Annotated in this window: 21 protein-coding genes and 1 pseudogene; 15 read left to right on the top strand and 7 right to left on the bottom strand. The window is 50.2% G+C overall.

The annotated features are described in order from the left end of the window. The 3 genes and pseudogenes from ACO0LL_RS29350 to ACO0LL_RS29340 all read left to right on the top strand — a co-directional run. A pseudogene (locus ACO0LL_RS29350) lies at positions 1 to 125 on the top strand (IS5/IS1182 family transposase); the annotation flags it as partial. 570 nt (positions 126 to 695) lie between these two features. Beyond that, complete coding sequence (locus ACO0LL_RS29345) at positions 696 to 1,310, top strand: ATP-dependent Clp protease proteolytic subunit (protein ID WP_422954367.1); 615 nt, start codon at positions 696 to 698, stop codon at positions 1,308 to 1,310. 75 nt (positions 1,311 to 1,385) lie between these two features. Continuing rightward, the gene (locus ACO0LL_RS29340) at positions 1,386 to 1,943 is read left to right on the top strand and encodes an STM3941 family protein (RefSeq protein WP_422954366.1); all 558 of its coding nucleotides are present in this window, start codon (positions 1,386 to 1,388) and stop codon (positions 1,941 to 1,943) included. 74 nt (positions 1,944 to 2,017) lie between these two features. Here ACO0LL_RS29340 and ACO0LL_RS29335 read toward each other — a convergent pair whose 3' ends face one another. The 4 genes from ACO0LL_RS29335 to ACO0LL_RS29320 form a co-directional block, all read right to left on the bottom strand. After that, positions 2,018 to 2,716 carry a phosphodiester glycosidase family protein gene (locus ACO0LL_RS29335; RefSeq protein ID WP_422954365.1) on the bottom strand — a complete coding sequence of 233 codons (699 nt, stop codon included), beginning with the start codon at positions 2,714 to 2,716 and terminating at the stop codon, positions 2,018 to 2,020. A 93-nt stretch (positions 2,717 to 2,809) separates the two neighbouring features. Next, positions 2,810 to 3,526, bottom strand: coding sequence for a substrate-binding periplasmic protein (locus ACO0LL_RS29330; RefSeq protein WP_422954364.1), 717 nt, complete (start codon positions 3,524 to 3,526; stop codon positions 2,810 to 2,812). A gap of 482 nt (positions 3,527 to 4,008) precedes the next feature. Continuing rightward, a complete protein-coding gene (locus tag ACO0LL_RS29325; protein ID WP_422954363.1) occupies positions 4,009 to 6,978 on the bottom strand; it encodes a hypothetical protein in 2,970 nt (989 codons plus the stop codon). A gap of 376 nt (positions 6,979 to 7,354) precedes the next feature. After that, positions 7,355 to 7,738, bottom strand: a complete 384-nt coding sequence (locus ACO0LL_RS29320) for a RidA family protein (RefSeq protein WP_422954362.1) — start codon at positions 7,736 to 7,738, stop codon at positions 7,355 to 7,357. Between the two features lie 75 nt (positions 7,739 to 7,813). On the opposite strand from ACO0LL_RS29320, the gene ACO0LL_RS29315 reads away from it, so the two are divergent. Further along, positions 7,814 to 8,551 carry an ArsR/SmtB family transcription factor gene (locus tag ACO0LL_RS29315; RefSeq protein ID WP_422954361.1) on the top strand — a complete coding sequence of 246 codons (738 nt, stop codon included), beginning with the start codon at positions 7,814 to 7,816 and terminating at the stop codon, positions 8,549 to 8,551. Positions 8,552 to 8,558: 7 nt separating this feature from the next. Here ACO0LL_RS29315 and ACO0LL_RS29310 read toward each other — a convergent pair whose 3' ends face one another. After that, positions 8,559 to 9,293, bottom strand: a complete 735-nt coding sequence (locus ACO0LL_RS29310; RefSeq protein ID WP_422954360.1) for a helix-turn-helix domain-containing protein — start codon at positions 9,291 to 9,293, stop codon at positions 8,559 to 8,561. Positions 9,294 to 9,480: 187 nt separating this feature from the next. Here ACO0LL_RS29310 and ACO0LL_RS29305 point away from each other — a divergent pair, with 187 nt between their 5' ends. The 8 genes from ACO0LL_RS29305 (at position 9,481) to sodC (ending at position 17,620) form a co-directional block, all read left to right on the top strand. Then, positions 9,481 to 10,443: a 3-oxoacyl-[acyl-carrier-protein] synthase III C-terminal domain-containing protein gene (locus tag ACO0LL_RS29305; protein WP_422954358.1), complete on the top strand. Its 963-nt coding sequence runs from the start codon at positions 9,481 to 9,483 to the stop codon at positions 10,441 to 10,443. 9 nt (positions 10,444 to 10,452) lie between these two features. Continuing rightward, positions 10,453 to 11,457 (top strand): NAD-dependent epimerase/dehydratase family protein, encoded by a 1,005-nt coding sequence (locus ACO0LL_RS29300; RefSeq protein WP_422954357.1) that lies wholly within the window; start codon positions 10,453 to 10,455, stop codon positions 11,455 to 11,457. Beyond that, on the top strand, positions 11,454 to 12,308 hold the full coding sequence (locus tag ACO0LL_RS29295) for an MBL fold metallo-hydrolase (RefSeq protein ID WP_422954356.1): 855 nt from the start codon (positions 11,454 to 11,456) through the stop codon (positions 12,306 to 12,308). The genes ACO0LL_RS29300 and ACO0LL_RS29295 overlap by 4 nt, the downstream gene beginning before the upstream one ends. Beyond that, positions 12,305 to 13,690 carry a F390 synthetase-related protein gene (locus ACO0LL_RS29290; protein ID WP_422954355.1) on the top strand — a complete coding sequence of 462 codons (1,386 nt, stop codon included), beginning with the start codon at positions 12,305 to 12,307 and terminating at the stop codon, positions 13,688 to 13,690. Before ACO0LL_RS29295 ends, ACO0LL_RS29290 begins: the two co-directional genes overlap by 4 nt. Continuing rightward, positions 13,683 to 14,840, top strand: coding sequence for an ATP-grasp domain-containing protein (locus ACO0LL_RS29285; protein WP_422954354.1), 1,158 nt, complete (start codon positions 13,683 to 13,685; stop codon positions 14,838 to 14,840). The genes ACO0LL_RS29290 and ACO0LL_RS29285 overlap by 8 nt, the downstream gene beginning before the upstream one ends. Beyond that, on the top strand, positions 14,837 to 15,958 hold the full coding sequence (locus tag ACO0LL_RS29280) for a GNAT family N-acetyltransferase (protein ID WP_422954353.1): 1,122 nt from the start codon (positions 14,837 to 14,839) through the stop codon (positions 15,956 to 15,958). Before ACO0LL_RS29285 ends, ACO0LL_RS29280 begins: the two co-directional genes overlap by 4 nt. Beyond that, positions 15,955 to 16,974 carry a Rieske 2Fe-2S domain-containing protein gene (locus tag ACO0LL_RS29275; RefSeq protein WP_422954352.1) on the top strand — a complete coding sequence of 340 codons (1,020 nt, stop codon included), beginning with the start codon at positions 15,955 to 15,957 and terminating at the stop codon, positions 16,972 to 16,974. Before ACO0LL_RS29280 ends, ACO0LL_RS29275 begins: the two co-directional genes overlap by 4 nt. 133 nt (positions 16,975 to 17,107) lie before the next feature. Then, on the top strand, positions 17,108 to 17,620 hold the full coding sequence (sodC, locus tag ACO0LL_RS29270) for a superoxide dismutase family protein (protein WP_162040636.1): 513 nt from the start codon (positions 17,108 to 17,110) through the stop codon (positions 17,618 to 17,620). A gap of 82 nt (positions 17,621 to 17,702) precedes the next feature. On the opposite strand, the gene ACO0LL_RS29265 is transcribed toward sodC, so the two are convergent. Next, entirely contained in the window at positions 17,703 to 19,004 is a 1,302-nt protein-coding gene (locus ACO0LL_RS29265) for a GNAT family N-acetyltransferase (protein ID WP_422954351.1), read from the bottom strand. 150 nt (positions 19,005 to 19,154) lie between these two features. Between ACO0LL_RS29265 and ACO0LL_RS29260 the strand changes: the two genes are divergently transcribed. The 3 genes from ACO0LL_RS29260 to ACO0LL_RS29250 all read left to right on the top strand — a co-directional run bounded on the left by ACO0LL_RS29260 (position 19,155) and on the right by ACO0LL_RS29250 (position 21,048). After that, positions 19,155 to 20,114: a ribonuclease Z gene (locus ACO0LL_RS29260; RefSeq protein WP_422954350.1), complete on the top strand. Its 960-nt coding sequence runs from the start codon at positions 19,155 to 19,157 to the stop codon at positions 20,112 to 20,114. 141 nt (positions 20,115 to 20,255) lie between these two features. Next, positions 20,256 to 20,648: an MAPEG family protein gene (locus ACO0LL_RS29255; RefSeq protein WP_422954349.1), complete on the top strand. Its 393-nt coding sequence runs from the start codon at positions 20,256 to 20,258 to the stop codon at positions 20,646 to 20,648. A 19-nt stretch (positions 20,649 to 20,667) separates the two neighbouring features. Further along, positions 20,668 to 21,048 (top strand): hypothetical protein, encoded by a 381-nt coding sequence (locus ACO0LL_RS29250; protein WP_422954348.1) that lies wholly within the window; start codon positions 20,668 to 20,670, stop codon positions 21,046 to 21,048. 80 nt (positions 21,049 to 21,128) lie between these two features. Here the strand turns inward: ACO0LL_RS29250 and ACO0LL_RS29245 are convergent, their stop codons facing one another. Further along, entirely contained in the window at positions 21,129 to 22,301 is a 1,173-nt protein-coding gene (locus tag ACO0LL_RS29245; RefSeq protein ID WP_422954347.1) for a serine hydrolase domain-containing protein, read from the bottom strand. Positions 22,302 to 22,529: the final 228 nt, after the last annotated feature.

Here is a 22,529-nt window from a genome sequence, read left to right as displayed (position 1 = left end):
TGTTTGGATTTACCAAGGTCAGATATCGTGGGATGCAGAAGAACGCGCACCGCTTGTTCGTTACTTGTGCGCTGGCGAACTTGTTCATGGTTCGCAGGCGCTTGATGCGCATGCAAGGGGCATAGTGCGCCCAATGGGCGAGAAATCGCCCAGGAACTGATGCAGATGGGGGAGATGTTCCCCAATTTATGAAGATCATCATGTTCCTGCAACGCATTTCATGCTTTTGCCTGAACATGATTTTGAAATTGAAGAAAATTAGAACTTAATCAGACATTCCTTAGTTTTAAAATGCGCATTCAAAACTTAGCAGAAAAGTTCTAATCAGGCAATTGTGATGATCTTTGATCATGCATTCACGTATTTGTTCTGTCTTTAATCCAGAAAATTGCCCATGTGCAAGTAATGCTTGTTTATTTCAGTCGAGGGTACTGTTTTCTCACTTTTTCTGACTTTAAGAAGTGATTTTAATTTGCGCAAAAACTGCTTTAAATAATAAGATGCCGAAAAGTAAATCCTTTTTGCTTGTATGCGGGCTTGGTTTTCACCAGGGATTGCTCTGGACAGGTCTGATACATAATCGAAGTAACTCTTACCATGAAGATGATAGGTATATGAAATTGAATTCCCGGATAATTTTATTATTCTTGGCACAATGTAGTACTTTCTTTTCAGCTCATGTTTCTGCGATGAGCATGGTGCGTTCGTATGAAACCCTGATCTTGTTTGGTGGTGTTGAACCAGATGATGCTGAGCGCTTTCGCAAACATCTTGAAAAAGGTGTGGTCAAACAAGTTGTTTTGAGTGAGAGCCCTGGTGGCGATTTGAAGGCGGGTTATGCCATCGCTGAACTTATCGCTGCCAATAAAATCAATACGGCAGTTCAGGGAAATTGTTTTTCTTCATGTGCCATCATTTTCATGGCCGGTGTGAAAAGACAAATGCTGGCAGGCAAGGCTCTCTCTCGCACGCGCCTTGGTTTCCACGGTCCGCATAAAAAACAGACACATGAGGTCGCTGTGGCGGCGATTCCCCACTTGCGTGAATGGTTGCTGGCTGCAACGCAAGGTAAATTCCCCGAAGAGATACTGAATCGCGCGATGTATATAGATCGTGCTGGCGACATGATGCTGTTTTATTACCCTGGCCAAAGCCGTTTTGGCGACATCCGTTTTTGCACTGAGGGTTCCATTCGTTGTGAAGGTGTTGAAGGCTACGACATTGTCAGTGTAGGCATTCTGACGACGGCTGAATTGCTGGATTCTGACAGCCTTGCCCCCGCGGCTTCAGGCAATAAGGCAAGTCAATAAGTTGTAGTCTCATAAAAAAGCTTTTCTCTCTAATGCTGACCTGCTCCTAAATCTGCTTATAAATAAGGTGCGCTGATGAACCATGATTTGAATTTCGAAGACGAAAAGTGCATCGATTTAAGCAAGAGCAAATTACGTCTGTTGTTTGCCGGCTCCATCCTGTTTGTCGCAATGGGCATCTGGATGGTGCAATTGGATGCTGCTGATATTGAAACACATAGCCGTTATAACAATCCTGTCATGATGCATGGCATAGGTGTGGTGGCTATCCTGCTTTTTGGGCTTTGTGCCGTGTTTGGTGCCAGAAAATTGCTGGATAACAGACCGGGTCTGATATTGAATTCAGCTGGCTTACTTGATAACAGCAGTGCCGTTGCCGCGGGCTTTGTACCCTGGTCTGAAGTTGTTGGATTCAGTATTTTTGAAATGCAAAACCAGAAAACCCTGGTCATCAGGGTGCGCGAGCCCGAGCGCTATATCATGGCTGGTGGCATGTTCAAGCGCATGCTGAACCGCATGAATTACAAGCTCTGCGGTAGCGCGGTCGTCATTTCAGCCAACTCCCTGAAGTTGAGTTTTGACGAATTGCTGGAGATCAGCCATACCTACTTTCATAGGTATGGTGATAAATGATCAAGCTGTGCGTTGCAGCCCTACATAGCACAGGGCAGGTAAGGTAGAGTGAGTAAGGAACATCAACGCACTAATCAACGCACTACCGCGATGATCGGCCCCAAATCTACCGTCCCATCATTCCTGTTGAGTTCCACTGAATAAATGCCAGAGATACTGCCATCCAGATACAGGGCATCTGGGCAGTGCAGCGTATCGCGAAAAAATATCGCCATCTCATAAAAATTGACAGGCTGTGCGCTGATCACAAATATTGCTTTACTGCCGATGACGCCAACACCGTTACGCTTCAGGCGTGAATTTGAATCAGGTTTGAATGCGGGATGTATTATGCCGTTTCTCAGCAGTAGCGGGCCAGACTGGGTCGCCAGTAAAACATCCTTGGCCAGTGCCGGGTATTCCGAGGATTCAACAACCTGCGGACCTGATTTTTTGAGCAGGAAAACGCCATTCGGTTTCAGGAAAAAATTTCCCCAGTTACTGCTCAAGTTCAATGCAGAGACCTGTTCTCCATTCTGTACAAACAGACCTACAGGTGAATAGTCTGCATGGTACATGCCAGCGTTCATCGCGAACAGCAGTTGCTTGTTGCGTGCTGTCAGTGAATTCTTGAGTTGCTCAAAGCGCCTGTATCCCTTGCCAGCTTCATCGCGCAAGAATAACTGCAACTCCTCATGTTCCGTATCTACAGTGATGACGGTGAAGCGTGGGTCAGCGGCCCAACACGTCAGACTGAGTAGCAAGCACGCCAACAGCAATAAGATTTTTTTCATGCAGGATAAATTCGTGAGTTTTTTGCGACTTTGATTTTACACTGCCTAATATGCCTCCTATGCTTCTCACCTGGAAACAAATTTCATGAAGATCTACTTGTATCGTTTTTCTATGGCAGCGCTGGTGCCATCCTTATCCATCTCCTTCAAGATCTGGTTCCATTTTTCAATTTTCGCTTGTGACATCGTGGTATTGCAAGCCAGGTACATCTCGGTCTGATTAAAGGTGAACAACTGGACTACCATCTTGGTCAGGCCTTGTTGCTTGAGTATTTCCCAGCCCAGCAATTCGCCGCTGGCCCAGAAGTCAAAGCGTCCTGCCAGCATCTTGCGCGGGTTGTCAGCATCCGTGCTGGCCAGTTCGGTATTGAAACCCTTGAGTGAAAAATACTCTGCAATGGCATCATTGCGGTAAGAACCTATGGTGTATATGCGCAAGTCTTCCAGGGTTTTGGGGTGTCGGGTATCGTCGGCCCTGGCGAAGATGACCCAATTGTTTTTGACCAGCGGCCCCACCCATTTGTAGAGCTGCTCGCGGCCTGGCGTGCGCGAGGTGGAAAAGACACAAGTGTCAGGATTGTTTTGCGCCATTTGTATCGATCTTGCCCAGGGGTAAGCCGTGATACTGTATTTCTCCCCGGCACGGCGCATGAGTTCCTGCACCTTTTCTGTGGATAAGCCAGTGACTTCACCTGTCTTGGGATTGACGATATTGAAAGGGGAATAGTCTTCGGTGACCAGTATCTCTGACCAGCAAGACAATGGCAGGGAAATGCCCAGTATGAATACACAAAAACGCAGGATAGCCATGTTGCCCCCTACAATGTCTGCCCATCGGCAGACTCGATATTGGCCTGTGGGATATCTTTGATAAATAAGCAGCCTCAGAGGCAGAGGTGACCTGGCCTGATCACCCGCTTGTCTTGCATCAACAGGAGATGTTGTTCATATTTTTATCAGGATAGAACATTTGCATTACTTTACGATGTTTTTCTATCCGCTTACATGATGCATAACGCGCTTGCCATTTCTATATGCATGCAAAGTGAGCGTAGGTTGCTGGATGTCGTCGCTGTCGTCAGATGGGGCCTGACTCTTGAGGTGCATGTTGACCAGGCGTTGTATAGGGGTGACTACCATTCTGATGGGACAGCATCGTCATTTTCTGTGATTAACTCAAACTTGATTGACTGGGCACTGGTAACGATATTCATGAAATTCAAATCTTCAATCCCTATTCCCAGCGAAGAAGCGCAGCAGGCATCTGCCTGGCGGCGCTTCATTTGTCAGCCTCAACGTGACATCTGGCCCACGCTGGCACGGGGTGTGCACCGGGTTTCTCTCTGCTCAATATTGAGCAGGGTTTGCTGAAACTGACTTTTCCAGACGTCAACCTGGACATGGGTTCTGCACGGGATTTCACTACTGGCGGACCTGATATTGCCGGGTTCTGTCCGCGCCTTGTGCAGTGCTTCTTGCAACTGCCCTGCAATTTTGTTTGCTTCTTCCTGTTCACCCTTTGCACGCAGCGCTTCTATCAGCATCAGCATCAACTCTGATTGCTGAAAATCTATCGGCTGGGCACGCCGCATGAACAGATCTGTCAGCCAGTTGCCAGTACCAGGCACCGGTGATTGCGCGAGAGCCAGGGCTTCCAGCCTGGCCTGGTTATAGTCTTTCTGGTGCATGGCGATGCTCCATTTGATCTCGTGGATGTCGCGTCCGACGATATCCATCCCTGTTTGCTGCTTTGGATGGTATGCCAGAGACTTGAGCATGTCCTGAGCAGGAGCAAGTTTCTTGAGATTCAGCAATAGCCAAACCTGATCACTCTTTAACATGCGGCAGAGAATATTTTCCGTATCTTTACTTGCGCAAGAAAAATCTTCATCTGCGGCGTGCAATTGATTTTCTGCATCTACAGTCCGGCCTATTTTATAGTAGGCGCGCGCCAGCATCTGCCGGGCTTGCAGTAACTCTGTGTCATCTTCTTTTTTGTCTTTTGCAAGCAGGTTGACGACTTCTTCTTTCAAGCTCAATTGTGCGGGATTTTCCGTATCGATATCGCGTGCCTGCAAAACTTCTGCCAGCAAACGTGCGTCACGTCTTTCACCTTGCTCACGCAATCTTGCACGCAGGATGGCTTCTGCTTCCTGCAGATAGTTGGCGATGTCTGTATCGTTTTTCTTTGCGTTTTCAGTGTCATCCAGCTCTGACCATTCACGTATTGCGTTTGCCATTGCCAGGGCCGCATCGGCATGCAGATAGGTTGGCTGCAACGAGTTATTATTTTCAGCGTAATACACTTTGGCGATACGCAAAGCATCTTCAGGGTCAGCTTCCCTGGCCTCATCCAGTACAGACCTGAGTATGTCTGCTCTTTCACTACCTTGCGCGGCAGAGATTTTCTCGGATCTTGCCTCTCTTTGCTTCATCCTTTCTTCTTGCCAGGAACGTTCGCTATCCCCGTTTGCATGCTCGCTGATTGCCACGGGCTTGCTGGCATCGTCTGAGGCCAGCAATGCAGACATGCCCTGATACGTCATGCTCGTCATGACGGATGGTGCAGTGTAGAACATGGCAAACAAGGCGGCCAGCGGTAGAATAATGCAGGCCAGATACAAAGCCATACCTGCACTACTTTCTTTCCAGCCGGGCAGGCCACCAAGGTAGCGCGACAATATGGTTTGACCCACAGTCAGTTTACTGGTGTAACTCCATTTGCTGAATTTTTCTTGACTCAGAAAATCAAATAAATCAGCAGCTGCCTGAGAAAAGTTTTTTTCCTTGCCTGGGGTACTGATATTTTGCCTGGATAAAAGTGCAGCCGCGCTGGCGAATTTGTATTGAAACTGCGCGCCGATGAGCGCAAACATGCCTATGCCAGCCAATACCTTATCGCCGCTGTATAAGCCATATCCCAGCATGGCAAGGCCACTGCATAAGGCAAATAAAAACCGCAACCAGGGCAAACGGGCCATGAGCAAAAGCTCTATCACCCGACCGCCATCAAGTGGCAATAAAGGCAGGAGATTAAATCCATTCACCATGAAAGATGCCATCGTCGCCATCGACAGAAGTGGTCCCCATGCCGTATTGAGTATGCCTGGTTCCCTGAATATCAAGGCCATGCCGGCCAGCGACAATAGCAGGCCAGGCAGGGGGCCTGCCAGATAGACCAGCAAGTGTGTCAGAGGGCGTGCCTCGTGTTTTTCGCCACTGGTGATGCCTCCCATGCCTGGTACAAAAAATACTTGTACATCGCGAAATCCTGCCATTTTCATTGCCAGCCAGTGCCCGCTTTCATGCAAGGCAATGACAGCGCCAATGACAATGGCACCGGCAATGCCCCACCACCAGGTACCCAATGCGAGAAATAACAAAGCAGACAATGCAAAGCTTGAATATTGATACCAGCGTGGTGCCCGCATGGAGCGCAAGGTGCATAGTGAGCGTATGAAAGCATGGCGGTCGCGCAAGCGAAGTGCGGTGTTCAAACGCTCTCCGTCAATATTCGCCAAAGTACTGGCTGCGTCTGATCTTGACAGAGATTTCATGGATTTATGTGTACTCTCTCTGCGCAATTGCCACGCCAGTTTCAGGGCGGGCCATAGGCGGAAACCATAAATATTTTCTTCGCCGCGCTGGTCGCGTTGATATATTTTCCCCTCTCTTTCCAGTCTTACCAGCCAGCGTTCGGCCAGGTTCTGGGAGATTCCCGGGGCATCGGCAGGGTCACTGCGTTGTACGGTAATCAGCTCGCGCACATGTAAATGCGTCGCCAGTTGTCCGGCCAGATTGCCACTCTTGTCGCTGATGGCGCTGACTCTTGAAGGGTAAGGTATTCTGGTTTGCAAAGAACCATTGATTGTCAGCAGGGTTTTTCCATCGACATAGGTATTCCATAGAAAAACTGTGTAGAGACTTGAATCAAGCATCGACTCGTTTGGATAAACCTCAGCCAGCACATCTTGCGCCAGATGGTGATAGACATCGCAATAACTGGCTGGAATATCTTCGGACGCGATTATTGAACGTTCACGCCAACTGTGCATATAACGGAACCCGGCTTTCTCCATTTCAGCACGGGCTGCTTCAAGTATAGGTAAAAGTCCGCCGCTGGCTGTACGCAGGCAGGGCGTTTTGCGTGGTGTCCATAATGGTAATTTTAGTAAGCGGTTGGCGCTTACCAGCAGGGTTGCGGCCTGCAAAAGCAAAATAACGACAATCAGTGTTATGCCCACACTCAACAACAGGTCCATCCCAATTTCCACCCAATTCTCCACGCGCAAAGTATCAGCAGCATTGTCAGCTAAATAGTGTGAAATTGCGAGTGCATGAATAGAATTAGGGTGCAATTCAATCGAATACATGACTGAAATTGCATGAAACCTGCGCCTTACTGCGTTACTTTTTTCATTTCGATAATAATTATGAAATCAGTTCCTGCAAATGCAGGGATCGCATGTCCTGCATGTCCTTATACAATTTGCATTGAGCCAGCGTTGTTATTACCTGGACATATGATCGCGCCATTATAAAAATATAAATGGATGTAGCCATGTTCAGGCATTTGCCGGGACATGGCCATTCAAATCGCCAGCTTCAATCAAGCTTCATGCAACTGTCAAGATGGTATCAATATTGTGCTGCGATGATTTCTATTTCCAGCAGAAAGCCTGGCTTGACCAGGGCTGGAATGATCATCAGCATGGACGCAGGGCGCGCATCAGCAAGATAATGGCTGCGCACCTTGACATACTCTGCGATGTCGGATTCCCTGGTCAGATAGTGAGTCACTTTGACGATGTCAGCCGTCGTCATTTTGCTGCTTTCCAGTATGCAGACAATATTACGCCAGGCTAGGTCGGCCTGACCGGCAATGTCATCTGGCAAGTTGCCATCTTCATCCAGGCCCGGCGTGCCCGAAGTGAATAACCACCTGGCATGTCCAGACACTTCCTGCGCATCAGCGTATTTACCGATCTGGCTGGCGATACCGATATTGTGGGCGATGTGCATGTTCATCTTTCGTTGTGGATAGTGAGGTACATTATGGTTAAGATGTCATTCCGACATTTCAGCCCAGGATGAAATATGGACGACGTGCAAAATGTTTCCGACGCTATACCTCACATCATTCCCCGCATTGCGGCCCTGATGGCAGACCCCGCGCGTGCCGCCATACTATGGACACTGATTGACGGCACGACACGTCCAGCCGGTGAGCTGGCTTTTGCGGCAAATGTGTCGGCACAGTCAGCCAGCGCCCATCTGGCAAGGTTGGTGGAAGGTGGCTTGTTAAGCTCGCAGGCACATGGACGGCATCGCTATTTTCGTATCGCCAGTGCTGAGGCTGCGAGTCTCATAGAGTCCATGGCCGTTCTTGGCGCAGCAACTCACACTAAAGTATCACGCCAGCCACCTCAGCCTGCCTTGGTACGTACCATGCCCAAGCCGTTTTTACATGCAAGGACTTGCTATGACCACCTTGCAGGGGAACTGGCTGTGCAATTGCTGGATGCCATGCTCAAAGCGAAATGGCTGGAAGCAGATGGCAAGGATTTCAAGCCAAGCGCGTTGGGTAGTGAAAAGCTCGCTGCTTTGGGTATTGCAAGGCCTGAGACAAGCGCTGAGCACACAAAGAGTCGCCGCATATATGCCCGCTGCTGCATAGACCTGACGCAGCGCCGTCCGCACCTGGCGGGTGTACTGGGTGCCGAGTTGCTGAAGCTGTTTGTCAGAGAAGCCTGGATACTGCGCACACCGCATTCACGGGTCGTCAGTGTAACACCCAAAGGCCAGCAGGCTTTGCGGCAAATTCTTGAAGCGTAATTATTTCTTAAGGGCGACGCAGCGTTTTAAAGACCTTTGGTTCCCACACGCGCATGGCCAATAGCAGCCCGGTACCATGGCGCTGTGCCAGCGGCACGGCCAGGCTTTCCTGATGCAAGTCAGCAAAGTCCTGTTTCAGCCGTCTTAATTTTGCCTGGAATTGCAGGGCGGCAGCCGGTGTCAACATGCCATTCAAAAAAACGAAACTGTCACTGGCTGCATGAAATCCGTCATCGACAAAATCTCCCAATGCCTGTTGCCGGAATAGTTGCCGTATCGGGCCTTCTGGTAACCAGTCAAAATCGCGGCTGATATTGAGACGAATGCGATTGCCTGGCAACAGGTCGATCAGCCTGAGCTTGTCGAGCCGCAACAAGTGTTGCAGGCACGCAGGTTCTGAAATTTGATAGGCCTTGACGATATCTGCCATGCTCCATTGATTCAAGGTGCACACTGCCACCAGCAATAAAATGGTGTCCGCCGCCAGTTCTTTTTCCTGCTGCAAACTCAGATGTACGATGCGTGGTTCATCATTGCCTGCTTCGTTGACCAGTTCCTGTATCGTCATGTCGGCCAGTGCTGCCAGTTGTGTCAACCTTTCCAGCGATATGTTTCCATTTAAAAAAAGACGCTTGACTGTGGGCTCGGACAGATACAGTGCTGCAGCGATTTTGCGGTAAGTGTAGCCGCGAGATTTGAGCAGGCGCTTGAGAGTTGCCAGCAGGCGTTTAGCTTCAGTCATAAGGTGATTGATGGGATTGGTATTAATATTTGATCCTTTTTAGATTATATGCCATCGTTTTTTGCAGAAATATTTATTTTTATGATGCTTTTGCTTATGATGGACTCATTATATGAGTACCCAGTTGGGTGTTAGCCAGATGGAGAATTGTTTGAACACGCGTCATGTCAGGATCATAGGAAGTGGGATGGCTGTACCCGCACAAGAAATCAGCGGTGCTGCGCTGGATACCAGGCTTGGCTTGCGCGCTGGAACCAGTTTTAAAAAAACCGGTGTGCGCAGGCGCTTTTTATCGACGACAGAAACTGCCGCTCAACTGGCTGCACGTGCCTGCACCCAGGCGCTGCAAGATGCCGGCCTGGCCTGGGACGATATTGATTGTCTGGTCGCGACCTCGGCCACTATGGATCAGGCCTTGCCTTATAACGCAGCACTGATTCATGCCGAGTTGAGATTGTCTGGCCGCCGCACAACGACTTTTGATATTGGCGCCAGTTGCATGTCTTTTTTGACTGGCCTTGATACCATGAGTTACCTGGTTGAATGCGGCCGGTATAAAAATGTGATGCTGGTGTCATCCGACATCGCCACTTTTGGGCTGGACTGGAGTAACCTGACCGAGTGCGGTATTTTTGGTGATGGTGCAGCAGCGGTCGTTATACGGCGCTCATTGCCGACCGAATCTTCACGCATATTATCGTCACGCAGTGTGACGTTATCCGCCGGGGTGGAGCATTGCAAAATACCAGCCGGTGGTTCGCGTTATCATCCGCGCAGGATGTCCGCTTCGATTGATCCCTTATCGGTTTTCCAGATGGAAGGCCGCTCAGCCTTTAAACTTATTGCGGCTGAAATGTCTGACTTTGTAGAGGGTTTGCTGGAAACTGCCGATGTAAACATGAAGCACATCAAGAAGATCGTGCCGCATCAGGCCAGCCAGTTGGCCATACATCACTTGACCAAACGCCTGGAGGTATCTGCTGAAAAAGTCATGAATATTTTTGCTGATTATGGCAACCAGGTAGGCGCTTCTCTGCCGACTGCACTGCATCTTTGCAGAACAGGGCAGCAGGTACAAAGAGACGACAGCATGATGCTGATAGGCTCAGGCGCAGGCCTGACATTGGGCGGCATGGTGCTGGTTTACTGACGTATTGATATGAAAATTCTTATTACTGGTGGCACAGGTTTTCTGGGGCGGCATTTAGTGTGGCAACTGGCGCAAGATGGTCATGAAGTCTTGTTCACAGGTCGCAATGCAGATGTCGCCCGCAGCATAGTGCTGGCGGCGGCAAATCCGGTTGAATTTGTCCCTTTGGAGCATGGCACACAACATGCGCGTGAACAATTACTGGCTTGCAGTAAAGCCGCCAATGTAATGATACACAGCGCCGCATTGACTTCGCCCTGGGGTAGCCAGCTTGCCTTTCACAATGCCAACGTCGCATCTACCAGCGAAGTGCTGGCAGCATGCCAGGCAAATGCCATTCCTCGCCTGATCAATATTTCTTCGCCCAGCATTTATTTTAAATTCTACGATCAGTTGGAGATACGCGAAGACAGTGCCTTGCCGTCAGGTGTGAATGAATATGCGCGCAGCAAACAAGAGGCTGAACGACTGGTTATCGCTGGGGCTATACCCTTGCGGGTGATACTCAGACCCAGGGCCATTTTTGGCCCCTGGGATAATGCCTTGCTGCCGCGCTTGCTGCGCCTGTTAAGATACGGGCGATTACCATTGCTGAGAGGCGGGCGGGCTTTGCTGGATATGACATATGTTGATAATGTCGTTCACGCTGTCAAGTTGTCCATGAAGCTGGCACCATCAGACACAGCGCAGGTATTCAATATTTCCAATGGTGAGCCAATTGCTGCTGCCGATCTGTTTGCAAAAATGGCGGAGCAATTTGGTATTCCCCTGAACACCGTACACCGGCCATATATTGTGGCTGACATGTTTGCCCGTTTGCTTGAAGGTGTCGCAAAACTCAGGCCACAATGGGAGCCGCCATTTACCCGTTATTCACTGGCAACCCTGGCTTATTCACAGACCCTGGATTTGTCGCGCGCGCGCGATGTGCTGGGATACAGTCCTGTTGTGACGCTTGATGAGGGCATAGCACGCACCGCGCAGTGGTGGAAGCAGCAAGGCTTGCAGGCATGATCACACCACGCCTTCAATTCCATTGGCTGAAAGCCGGACATTGCCATCATCCAGAATGTGTCGCCAAGCGTGGCGGGCGCTGGCAGAGCGTGATATTTCCTGCCCTTTGTGGTTTGCTGATTCATCCGACACGCGGGAATATATTGTTTGATACCGGCTATAGCCAGCACTTCCTGCAGGCGACCCAGCCATTTCCTGAGCGCCTGTACCGCTGGACTACACCAATGACACTGGCACCGGAAGAAGTATTGACGCAGCAACTGGCGCAATTGGGCATACAGGCTAATGACATCAACTATGTGGTGATCTCGCATGTCCATGGTGACCATATTGCTGGTTTGCGTGATTTTCCCAATGCAAAGTTAATCATCTCCCGGGCTGAATACGACAGTGCAAACAGCATGTCGCGCCTGGGCGGTTTGATGCATGGTTTTCTTTCTGCCTTGCTGCCACCTGATTTTGCTGACAGGGTGGTTTTTGTGGAGGACAGTACTTACTTGGATCTACCTGTCGAGCTTGCTGCGCTTGGTACCGGCTTTGATATTTTTGGTGATGGCAGCCTGATTGCCATACCCTTGCCTGGTCACTCCAAAGGGCAGATGGGCGTCAGCTTCAAGCGTCATGATGACAGGCGTATTTTCCTGGTTGCGGATGCCTGCTGGTCTATGGACGCGTTAAAAAACAATCAGCTGCCGACCTGGTTTGCCAGCCGCATTTTTAGTAGTGTCAGGCAATATCAACAAAGCTTTCTGGCTTTGAGAAAAGTAGCCGCCATAGCAAATGGCGCAGTGCTGCTGCCATCACATTGCCAGCAAAGCTGGGAGCATTTGCATGTTGGACAGCAAACATGAAGCTGACTGATCTTTGCAGGCTGGTGTTTTATTTTGTCCGGACGCGCTGGCTGTTACGTTTTTCCAGCAGAGCCGAACTGCAAGGATGGCAACAAAAAAAGATTGCAGCCTTTCTCAAACAGCAATTGCCATTGACGCCGTTTTATCAACAGTATGCTGATTTGACTTTGCAAGAACTACCTGTGATTGATAAAGCTGTCGCGCTGGAATATTTTCAGCAGATGAATGTCGCCAATATCACCCTTGAGCAAGCTAGTGCGATTGCACTGCAAAGTGAAAACAGCCGTAATTTTTCTGCTGAACTGGATGGTATTACCGTGGGATTGTCCAGCGGCACCCAAGGGCCACGCGGCGTATTTTTGACGTCAGGTAAAGAGCGCGCCAAATGGGCGGGCATCATGATGGCCAGAACCCTGCCTGCAGACTTGCTGCGCAGTCTGATCTTTCGCGCCACACCAGTCAAGATCGCTTTCTTCCTGCGTGCGAACAGCAATCTTTATACTACATTGAATAGCAAACGCATCCATTTCAAGTTCTATGATTTATACAAAGGTGTGGATGTATATCTGCCAGAGTTACAAGCGCAGTCACCAACGATACTGGTCGCCCCTGCACATATCCTGAGCCGTCTCGCAGAACTGAAATTACAAGGCCATTTGACTATTTCTCCCCAGCGCGTCATTTCTGTAGCCGAGGTATTGGAGCCTGACGACAAGTCGCGCATAGAAGCCGCATTTGGCTTGCCTGTGCATCAGTTGTACCAGTGCACGGAAGGCTTCCTTGCCTACACTTGTGAGCTGGGCGTCTTGCATTTGAATGAAGAATTTGTTCACATAGAACCAGAATGGCTGGATCAGGAAAAGACCCGCTTTATTCCTATCATTACCGATTTCACCCGTCTTACTCAAAAAATCATACGCTACAGGCTTAATGATGTATTGCGGGTTCGTGATACCCCATGTCCATGTGGTCGTGCCAGCCTGGCGCTGTCAGCAATAGAGGGGCGCTGCGATGACATATTATGGTGGCAACAGCGCGACGGCCATGAGCTGGAGGCGGTGTATCCTGACATGCTCAGGCATGCAATTACCATGGCATCAATTAGCTTGCCTGATTACCGGATCGAACAGCATGGCAGCGAATTACGGATTGCCATAGAATCAGGCCACGTTGAAATGATGAATGAAATGATGGATGAAATGACGACGGCCATCACAGGTCTGGCAGAGCGCCTGGGCCTGCTAGCCCCCAATTTTAAAAGCATGACTTATGTCGCTGGTGAGCTAAGCAGCAAGCGCCGGCGCATACGCTGTATAAGTCGCACCGATATACGGCACATAAGGCACATCACTGAGGAAAGCATAGAGGTGGTACATGCCTAATGTCTTGATACTGGGTGGCAGGGCGCCGGTCGCACTTGATCATGCGCGTCGCTTTTCTCAGCAAGGCTGGACTGTATATATCGCAGACAGTGTGCCTTGCCGCTTGTCTGGCTGGTCATCAGCGGTAAGAGCCAGCATACAACTGGCTGCACCCAGCCAGCATCCACAGGCATTTATCGATGACTTGAACCGGGCGATAACGCAATATCAAATTGATTTGCTTATGCCTACTTGCGAAGAGGTATTTTTTCTGTCGCGTTACAGAAAATACCTGCCTGCCAGTGTCAGGGTGCTCGTCGATGATTTTGATAAATTGCGTACCCTGCACAGCAAATGGCATTTCCTAAAGCTGGCAGAGCAATATGGCGGCAACCCGCCGCCCAGCAGTCTCGTCAGCAGTATTGATGAGGCTCGCGCTTGGGCAGGCAAGACGCCGTTGGTACTCAAGCCTGAGTATTCCCGCTTTGGTGTGCATGTCCGTCTCTACCCACAAGGCATGCCTGATAACGAGGCTCCATTGGGACAGCAGGGCGCATGGGTGGCGCAGCATTTCAAGCCCGGACGCGAACTCTGTTCATACAGCGTTGCTGATCAGGGGCGCTTGCTGGCCCATGCCGTGTATGAACCCAGACACAGGCTTGGCAAGAGTTCCAGTTTTTACTTTGCACCTTATGATGCGCCGCAAATCCGTGAGTTCGTCACCAGGCTGGTGGCCGCAATCAATTACACCGGGCAGATATCATTTGACTGGATAGAGTCGCAGGATGGCATACCCAGCGTGATTGAATGTAATCCCAGGGCTGTCAGCGGCGTGCATTTGTTTGGCATGCAGGATGCTTTGCCGGCGGCTTTGGCAGGGCGACTGGATGAGTGTGTGCAGCCATCCGCAACTAGTCCACGCATGCTTGCAGCCATTATGCTGAGTGCCGGGCTGGTACAGGCCGTGCAAAAGAGAAAATTACGCGCATGGTGGGCTGACTATCAAGCGGCAGGGGAAGTGATAGGCATAGCACAAGATCGCTTGACCTTGCTGGGCGCACTGGCTGACATGAGCTCATTCGCCCTCATGGCATGGCAGCAAAAATGCTCGATGCGTGAAGCCGCGACGCGCGACATAGAGTGGGATGGGCAGGAGTTGGCTGAACCATGATGCTTACCGATCAAAACCAGATAAGCCGTGAATTTACTGCCAGCGTGGAGAAGTTTGCACAGATTCATACCAGCGGTGCATATGCCGCATTGATCAATAACGTGCATGCAGATATGGATGTGCTGCGGCTTGATGACCTTGTTTTCCCTGTCACCGTGAACTCAGGTAAATTCAATGATGCCTGGGTGTGTTCACCCCTAACTACCTACTGGCGTTATGCGCAAGAAGAGATGTCACGGTATGCCCATGTCATGGGCCGCTTCCTGTTTTCATCCATCTGCCACGTGTATGGATATTTATTGAAGTTTGCCAGAATAGACAAGGCTGTCACCATCAATAACTGGGCCTTGAGTACCAATATCTATCCCGCACTCATTAATGAACAAGCCTTGATGCAGATGATTGCAAGCGCACGCAAAGAATGGCCTGGGCATGGCATCTGGTTCCGCTCATTGAACGAGGAGCTGAATGCTGACTGGCTCCATGCTTTGCGTGAACAGGGGTTTACGCTTATCCCCAGTCGCCAGGTATATCTGTTTGATGATCTGGCAAACGGTGTCAGGCAACATGCGAATTTGCAGCGTGATATGCATTTACTCACATCGACAACGCTGTTACGCGTCTGCGACAGCGAAATCCGGCAGCAGGATTATGCCCGTATTGCAGAGTTGTACAAGTTGCTTTATATCGATAAATATTCGCAGCTTAATCCAGAATATACAGCCAGTTTCATGCAAGCCTGGCATGCAGCTGGGCTCTTGCATTTTTATGCTTTTAAATCAGACGATGGCGCGCTGCAAGCCGTTGTCGGTTTATTTCAGCTACAGGGCGTGGTGACTGCGCCCATCGTTGGCTACAATACCGCACTGCCGCGTGAACTTGGTTTGTACCGCTTGCTCATGGCTGCCGTATTTGAGCATGCAATCAAACACAAACTGATCGTCAATCTCAGTGCCGGGGCTGCACATTTCAAGCGCTTGCGGGGCGGCAAACCCGCTATTGAATACAGTGCGGTATGTTCTGCGCATTTACCCATGCGAACGCGGATAGTCATTGCATGCCTGGGCTGGTTGACGACTAAAATAGGCATTCCCGTCATGAAGAAATATCAATTATGAACGGCCAGTGGAACCCTGCTGTTTATGCACACTGGTTTGTCGCTGCCTGTAGCGCAGACCTCAGGCAAAAACCAATCGCCGTGACAGTACTTGACAGGCCGCTGACACTGGCACGTTTGCAGTCAGGTGAATTGCTGGCCCTTGAAGACCGTTGCCCGCACCGGCAAGTACCTTTATCGCAGGGCCAGGTGACTGCTGATGGCTTGCAATGTCCTTACCATGGCTGGACCTTTGGCAGCAGCGGGCGCTGCGTCAGGGTGCCTGGTTTGCCGCCTCAGGCTTGCCTGCCTCAAGTGGGAGCACGTTCTTTTGATGTCAGGGAGTTTGATGGGCTGATCTGGGTCAGGCTGACCAGGCATGCCGATGTCGGCAGGGGGTTGCCCAAGCTGATCACTGATCTGCCTGCGGGTTCCAGACGGTTTCTTTGGCAAACCAGCTGGTCTTCACATATCGTCAATGCACTGGAAAATTTTCTTGATCCCCTGCACACGCATTTTGTTCATCCTGGGCTGGTGCGCAAAGACACTCAGCGCAACAGCGTGGAAGCAGTTCTCACCGAGACTGCAGATGGTTTTGTAGTCGATTATCGAGGCCAGGTACAGCAATCCGGCATACTCTACCGGCTGTTTGAATCGCCCCGTATCTCTGAGCGTGCTTACTATGCGCAAGCCGGTACAGCGCAGATTGAATACCGCTATCAGGATGGCAGTATAGTGCGCATCAGCCTGCATTTCACTCCCCAGTCTGCAGATGTGACGCATGTGTTTGCCAGCATGCATATCGAAAACCGCTGGGCACCTGCCTGGTTATTGCGTTTGCTGGTGTGGCCGTTCCTGAAGCGGGTTGCTTCGCAGGATGCGCATATACTCGCCTTGCAAACGAAAAATCTGCATCAATTTCCAGATGCCCGCCATGCCTCGACCGGACTTGATCTGGTGCGTCCTTATATTGAAAAATTCTGGTTGGATAGTGAAATCAAGCTGCCACAAAGCAATAGCATTAGCCTATATTTGTAACACCATGTAAGGCCTGGCTACAAGCGGCTTTTCGAAATTGCCAATCGCATGCCAGTCGCGTATATTTTCATTCCATACGTTACGATGTTGGCGTTGATTGTATTTCTTTAAGGTAAAAGAAGGTAATAAGACCATGAAAACCAAATTAATTTTTTGCTTGTTAAGCGCCCTGCCACTGATCGCAGCGGCGGATGTCACTGTGAACATGAACCAGGTCAGTGAAGCTGGTGTTGGCACCAAACTGGGTCAGGTTGTTGTCTCTGAAAGCAAATACGGCCTGGTGTTTACGCCTGCTTTGACAGGACTGACACCTGGCTTGCATGGCTTCCATGTACACCAGAATGCAGATTGCAGCGCCAAGGAAAAAGATGGCAAGCTGGTTGCAGCCCTGGGTGCAGGTGGCCACTATGATCCAGAAAACAGCAATCGCCATGGCACACCCTGGGGTGATGGTCATGCTGGCGATTTACCACCTTTGTATGTCGATGCAAGTGGCAATGCCAATCAGCCTGTACTGGCACCACGTTTGAAACTGGCTGACCTCAAAGGTCGCTCACTGATGATACATATAGGTGGTGACAACCACTCTGATCATCCTGCAGTATTGGGTGGCGGTGGTGCGCGCGTAGTGTGCGGCGTATCCTGATTTATTGAGTTTATCGCTTATCGATTATCACTTATCGCTTATCGTACAAGCTGCTGCTGAAGGCAGCAGCTTGTACGAGGCTTTACGATGATGTTTCAGCTTTGGCCGCTTTTTCTTTTTTGAAGGGATTGCGATCAGGTGCATCTTCATGTTCTATGCCCAGTAACAGGCGTTTCATGAGTTTGTTCAGCACGGGTTGACGGTGGCGCACAAATACACCAAAGGTTTGCGGCTTGGCACCCAGCGCAGCCTTGGGCTCCAGTGCTGTGCGGCCATAAGAAATGCGTTTACAATCCAGGTCTATCGCGTCGGCAATGCCTGCATGCAGCAGGCGCAGGTAGATTGGCAATTCTTCAGCGGCGGCGCGGTCAAAACCTATGTGATAGGCAATCGCCGTTTCACCGTCTGCGACGGAAATCAAAAAGCCTAACAAGCGACCATCGCGCTTAATGACGCTGCACTTGAACTTGTCACCAGCCGCAGCCTGCAAGACAGGGAAATATTCAGGCAATAATTCAAACGGACGGAAGTTGGCATTCACCTGTACCGCTTTGTACAACGCAAAGATATCGTTAAGCACCGGGCTCAGGTCATCCAGCCTTTCTACACTGCAGCCAGCTTCATCGAGTGGTTTGAAGATGGCGTTGCGGATATTGCTGCGGTATTTGGATGCGAGGCTGGCGAGATAGTCGTCATAATTTTCCCAGGCAGGCGCCAACTCAAGCACCATGTTAGGCTCAGTTTCTACATAGCGGTAACTGAGATTTTCGAGGTGGGCAGCTTGGTCTATGTAAGGATCATGTAAATCCTTGATCATAACAAAATGGGTTTTGCCCGCGAGTTTTTCTGCCTGGCGCACGCGGTATAACACTTCGACCACACCATGCCATGCCAGCTTGGGATCGACATCTTTGGCAAAGGCAATGCCGTGCTGGCCAAAGGTCAGGAAATTGCCGCAACTGAGTATGCGCTGTTTGGCATGTTGGGCCAGTTGGTCAAGCGGCAGTGCCCATTTTTTATCTGTGTCCGTTGATTTTTCTGGTCTTGCCTGCGCGAGGCTGATGTCGGCAATTTGCATATACACGGCGGCGACCGGTTGGCGATCTGCACCGGTACCATCAAAAATCAGCGCATAGCGGGCGGAGAGATTAAGTGGCAATACCTGTTCGAGTGCGCCCAGATATTCCAGCGACATGAAAAAGCCGGATTGCGCCGCCAGTTCCTGCCAGGAGTTTGCATCGAGCATGCTGATGGAGTCAGCAATGGCATAATACAAGTCAGCAGGGCCACGCAGACGCTTGCGTTCTTTCTGGCGTTCTCTCAAGGCATTGGTAACGGCACTGGTAACAGACTGCAGTGATTGCAGGGCAGCAGGAATTTTCATGTCTCAGATAGATGATGAATTGTGAGCTTGCATCATAAGCGCAAATCAGCATACAGAATAGTATGCTAGAGACTGTATTGTTAGAATTTGCAACAACGACAAATTTCCATACAATCAGTAGAAGAACAGAAAATCAAGTTTAAGGAAATTGTGGATATTTTATTTTTAGGCACCTCGGCAGGTGGACCTACCCGTCAGCGCAATGTCACTGGCCTGGCTTTATTGCCTGACCAGGGCAGTGAATGGTATCTGGTTGATTGCGGCGAAGCTACCCAGCATCAGATATTGCATACCTCATTATCCATCCATGGCTTGCAGGCGATTTTTATTACCCATGTGCATGGTGATCACTGTTATGGTTTGCCGGGTTTGCTGGCCAGTGCGGCCATGCATGGTCGCAAAACCCCTTTGCACATCATTGCACCTGCAGGTATACAGCACTGGTTGCAGGTCACGCATGCAATGTCAGAATCTTTCCTGCCGTACGAATTGGTATTCACGGATGTTGAGAACATGGATGCCTGGCATGATCATGCCGTCAATGTAAGCGCAATCAAATTGTCACACCGTGTACCTTCGCATGCTTATCGCTTCAGTGAGAAGCATACTGAGGCGGTGCTGGACACCGCCAAACTGCAAGCCGAGGGTGTGCCAGCAGGCCCGCTCTGGGGACGTTTAAAAAAAGGTGAAGATGTCATTCATGAGGGGAAAAAATTAATCAGCCACGATTATCTGCATCAGCCTTATCCGCTACGCAGCATCATCGTCGGCGGTGATAATGATGCGCCAGGCTTGTTGCAGGAAGCCAGTCAGCAAGCCCACGTGCTGGTACATGAAGCGACTTATACAGAAGAAGTGGCAGAGAAGGTGGGCGCGCGCGTCCAGCATTGTTCTGCCGCCGCCGTCGCCAGCTTTGCTGCTACTGCTGCCTTGCCCAACCTGGTGCTAACGCATTTCAGTGCGCGCTATCAGCATGACAGCGAAAGGTCACCGTTTATAGGCGACATCGAGACAGAAGCGAGGGCGCATTATCAGGGCAATCTGTTTCTGGCTGAGGACTTCGCGCGTTTTCGCCTGGATAAAACAGGGGTTTTAAGCAGGATTGCATAAAACTGTTGCTGTTTTCATGCCAAAAATTGAGCTTGTTGAAAAAATAAGCACAAGTGCTTGCTGTCATAGCATAATCGCTGGCACCGGGCGCTGATACAGTCGTCCGGTCAATGATAATCCAACCTGAGACGAGGAGCGAGCATGAAAACAGAATTGCTGTACCTGAGCTATGTCACCATACTGACTGGCGTATTGTGGATACCTTATATACTTGACCGTGTGCTGACCTGTGGCCTGCTGGCAGCGGTTGGTTATCCAGATAACAGCAAGCCGCAATCCAAATGGGCAGTGCGCCTGATGAAAGCGCATAGTAATGCAGTAGAAAACCTGGTGGTGTTCGCTACCCTGATCCTGCTCGCCAATGCCATGAATATCTCCAATCCGGTAATTGCCAATGCCAGCATGCTGTACTTTGCTGCCCGTCTGGTGCATGCGGCGTGTTATACCTTCGGCATACCCTGGGTGCGTACGCTGGCGTTTTTAACTGGTGTGGTCGCGCAGGCCATGGTTGCCGTGCAATTGCTGTCGCATTAGTCAGGCGTGATGGGACACCATGATTGAATTTTTCTTTGAGGTTTTATTGCAGCTAGTCTTTGAAATTCTTGAATTGGTGTTCACATCAGGAATAGAGAAGCGTGAGCGTAGTCCGCGGTCTCCGCTTGTCACAGCAATTTTATATATCGTATTCGGTGTCGTTGCGGGTTTCGCCAGCTTATGGATATTTCCGCAGGCATTCATCCACAGCAGTGTGGCTCGCATCATCAACCTGATATTGACGCCGGTGTTGATGGGCACGCTGGCGGCAGTTTTTGCAGCATGGCGTACTGGTGATGGCTTGCGTCTCTGGCGTTTCATCAATGCATATGTGTTTGCATTGTCACTGGCGCTGGTGCGGTTTGTCTTTGCGGGCCATTGCATGACCTGCGTGCAATGATGCAATGATGCTTTGTGCCTGCATCGGGCACAAAGCATCGGGCACAAAGCATCAGTTTATTGGCCTCAGCCGGTTTGTCATTATTTAGGTATCAGCGGCTGCATCAGCGAGTCTGCAAAATCGTCCAGCTTGCTGATGGCGGCTTCGTTATAGCAATTGCAGGCGATAGCAATAGCAACGTTTTTGCTGGGGATTACTCTGTTACTGGCGTAATAAGTCAATTCTGTACCGTTATGTATGCTGACATTACCCAGCCCAGGAACAGTGGCGATACCCCAGCCCATGCCATAATTATCGACAGGCGTGTGCATCAGCTGGAAATTGGCTTGAGTCAGATAAGTGCTCTGGCCCTGCAAGCCGCGTAGTTGTTCACGCAAGAATAGACCATAGTCAGCCAGGCTCAGATTCATGCCACCGGCAGCATTGATAAAAAATGCGTAGCGGGGATCGACGAGAGATGATGTGACCTGCCACTTGCCGCCGACCAGGGTATGCCCAATATTGTTATTGACGCCTGCATCTTCAGGAAAACCAAAGCGCCCCTTGATACCCAATGGTGCAAATACTTCTTTCTGCATCAGGTTTTCATAGCTGTCACCACCTGCGACCTCGGCCATCAGGCCAGCCAGGGCATAACCTATATTTGAATACACCATCTTGCTGTTGGGTGGGTATTCAGGAGCGTCTTGCAATAACAAAACGGCGAGGCCACGGCGGTCTGCCAGCAAATCGCCAGTCAGCAAGGGCAGGGCCTTTTCTATGGTTCCATCATTCACTTCACGTGGCAGGCCAGAGCGGTGGCGCAGTAATTGTTCTACCGTGACATTCAAATATTCAGCACGGATTTGCGTGCGCCAGGCAGGGAATATCTCTGCTATCGTGCTGTCCCAACGTAGCTTCTTTTGTTCCACCAGGCGGCCTACCAAAGTGGCGGTAGCCGCTTTTGTCAGCGAACCCAACTGGAACAGGTCTGTACTTTGTACAGCCTGGCTGCCATTGACTTGTCTGGTACCTGTCACGACGTTTTCTACTTTATCCTGATTGACGATAGTGACAGAAACCGCGGGAAAATTGTTGGTACTGCGGAAGCGCTCAACCTCGGCGCGCAGTGCATCTCCGGTCAATAGTGTTGCCGGTTTTTGTACTTCTACGGCTGGCGTGGTGACGGGAGGCGTAGAGTTGGAGCTGCCACCACCACAGGCAGCGAGCACGCCGCAGAGGCAGGCGGCACTCAGTATATTGTTCAAGCGCATATGCATGGTTCCATAAAAGTATGTCATCAGTATCTTCAGGAAAGAATGGAATGCCGGGAGCCTGTATAAATTCTGCGCAATCTGTTTGCAGGCTTGCAGAGTGGTGGCTTACAGGCACCGCAGCGGGCGCAGTATCGCTACTTATTTGTCAATAAACTATGTTTTCGTGCAAGGTATAGTTTTATAAAACGACAAGTATTATGTGGTAGAACCTGGCTGTTCTGGCCG

The sequence above is a fragment of the Undibacterium sp. TC4M20W genome (assembly GCF_049340245.1).
Lineage (GTDB): Bacteria > Pseudomonadota > Gammaproteobacteria > Burkholderiales > Burkholderiaceae_D > Undibacterium.
This window is presented reverse-complemented; position numbering and strand designations above follow the sequence as displayed.

Bases quoted from the DNA above. Each gene is read 5' to 3' on its own strand.
- ACO0LL_RS29285 (WP_422954354.1), top strand. From the start codon at position 13,683: ATGCCTAATGTCTTGATACTGGGTGGCAGGGCGCCGGTCGCACTTGAT.
- ACO0LL_RS29255 (WP_422954349.1), top strand. From the start codon at position 20,256: ATGAAAACAGAATTGCTGTACCTGAGCTATGTCACCATACTGACTGGC.
- ACO0LL_RS29300 (WP_422954357.1), top strand. From the start codon at position 10,453: ATGAAAATTCTTATTACTGGTGGCACAGGTTTTCTGGGGCGGCATTTA.
- ACO0LL_RS29275 (WP_422954352.1), top strand. From the start codon at position 15,955: ATGAACGGCCAGTGGAACCCTGCTGTTTATGCACACTGGTTTGTCGCT.
- ACO0LL_RS29310 (WP_422954360.1), bottom strand. From the start codon at position 9,293: ATGACTGAAGCTAAACGCCTGCTGGCAACTCTCAAGCGCCTGCTCAAA.
- ACO0LL_RS29305 (WP_422954358.1), top strand. From the start codon at position 9,481: ATGGCTGTACCCGCACAAGAAATCAGCGGTGCTGCGCTGGATACCAGG.
- ACO0LL_RS29320 (WP_422954362.1), bottom strand. From the start codon at position 7,738: ATGCACATCGCCCACAATATCGGTATCGCCAGCCAGATCGGTAAATAC.
- ACO0LL_RS29245 (WP_422954347.1), bottom strand. From the start codon at position 22,301: ATGCGCTTGAACAATATACTGAGTGCCGCCTGCCTCTGCGGCGTGCTC.
- ACO0LL_RS29295 (WP_422954356.1), top strand. From the start codon at position 11,454: ATGATCACACCACGCCTTCAATTCCATTGGCTGAAAGCCGGACATTGC.
- ACO0LL_RS29280 (WP_422954353.1), top strand. From the start codon at position 14,837: ATGATGCTTACCGATCAAAACCAGATAAGCCGTGAATTTACTGCCAGC.
- ACO0LL_RS29335 (WP_422954365.1), bottom strand. From the start codon at position 2,716: ATGAAAAAAATCTTATTGCTGTTGGCGTGCTTGCTACTCAGTCTGACG.
- ACO0LL_RS29315 (WP_422954361.1), top strand. From the start codon at position 7,814: ATGGACGACGTGCAAAATGTTTCCGACGCTATACCTCACATCATTCCC.
- ACO0LL_RS29330 (WP_422954364.1), bottom strand. From the start codon at position 3,526: ATGGCTATCCTGCGTTTTTGTGTATTCATACTGGGCATTTCCCTGCCA.
- ACO0LL_RS29340 (WP_422954366.1), top strand. From the start codon at position 1,386: ATGAACCATGATTTGAATTTCGAAGACGAAAAGTGCATCGATTTAAGC.
- sodC (WP_162040636.1), top strand. From the start codon at position 17,108: ATGAAAACCAAATTAATTTTTTGCTTGTTAAGCGCCCTGCCACTGATC.
- ACO0LL_RS29265 (WP_422954351.1), bottom strand. From the start codon at position 19,004: ATGAAAATTCCTGCTGCCCTGCAATCACTGCAGTCTGTTACCAGTGCC.
- ACO0LL_RS29325 (WP_422954363.1), bottom strand. From the start codon at position 6,978: ATGGACCTGTTGTTGAGTGTGGGCATAACACTGATTGTCGTTATTTTG.
- ACO0LL_RS29250 (WP_422954348.1), top strand. From the start codon at position 20,668: ATGATTGAATTTTTCTTTGAGGTTTTATTGCAGCTAGTCTTTGAAATT.
- ACO0LL_RS29290 (WP_422954355.1), top strand. From the start codon at position 12,305: ATGAAGCTGACTGATCTTTGCAGGCTGGTGTTTTATTTTGTCCGGACG.
- ACO0LL_RS29345 (WP_422954367.1), top strand. From the start codon at position 696: ATGGTGCGTTCGTATGAAACCCTGATCTTGTTTGGTGGTGTTGAACCA.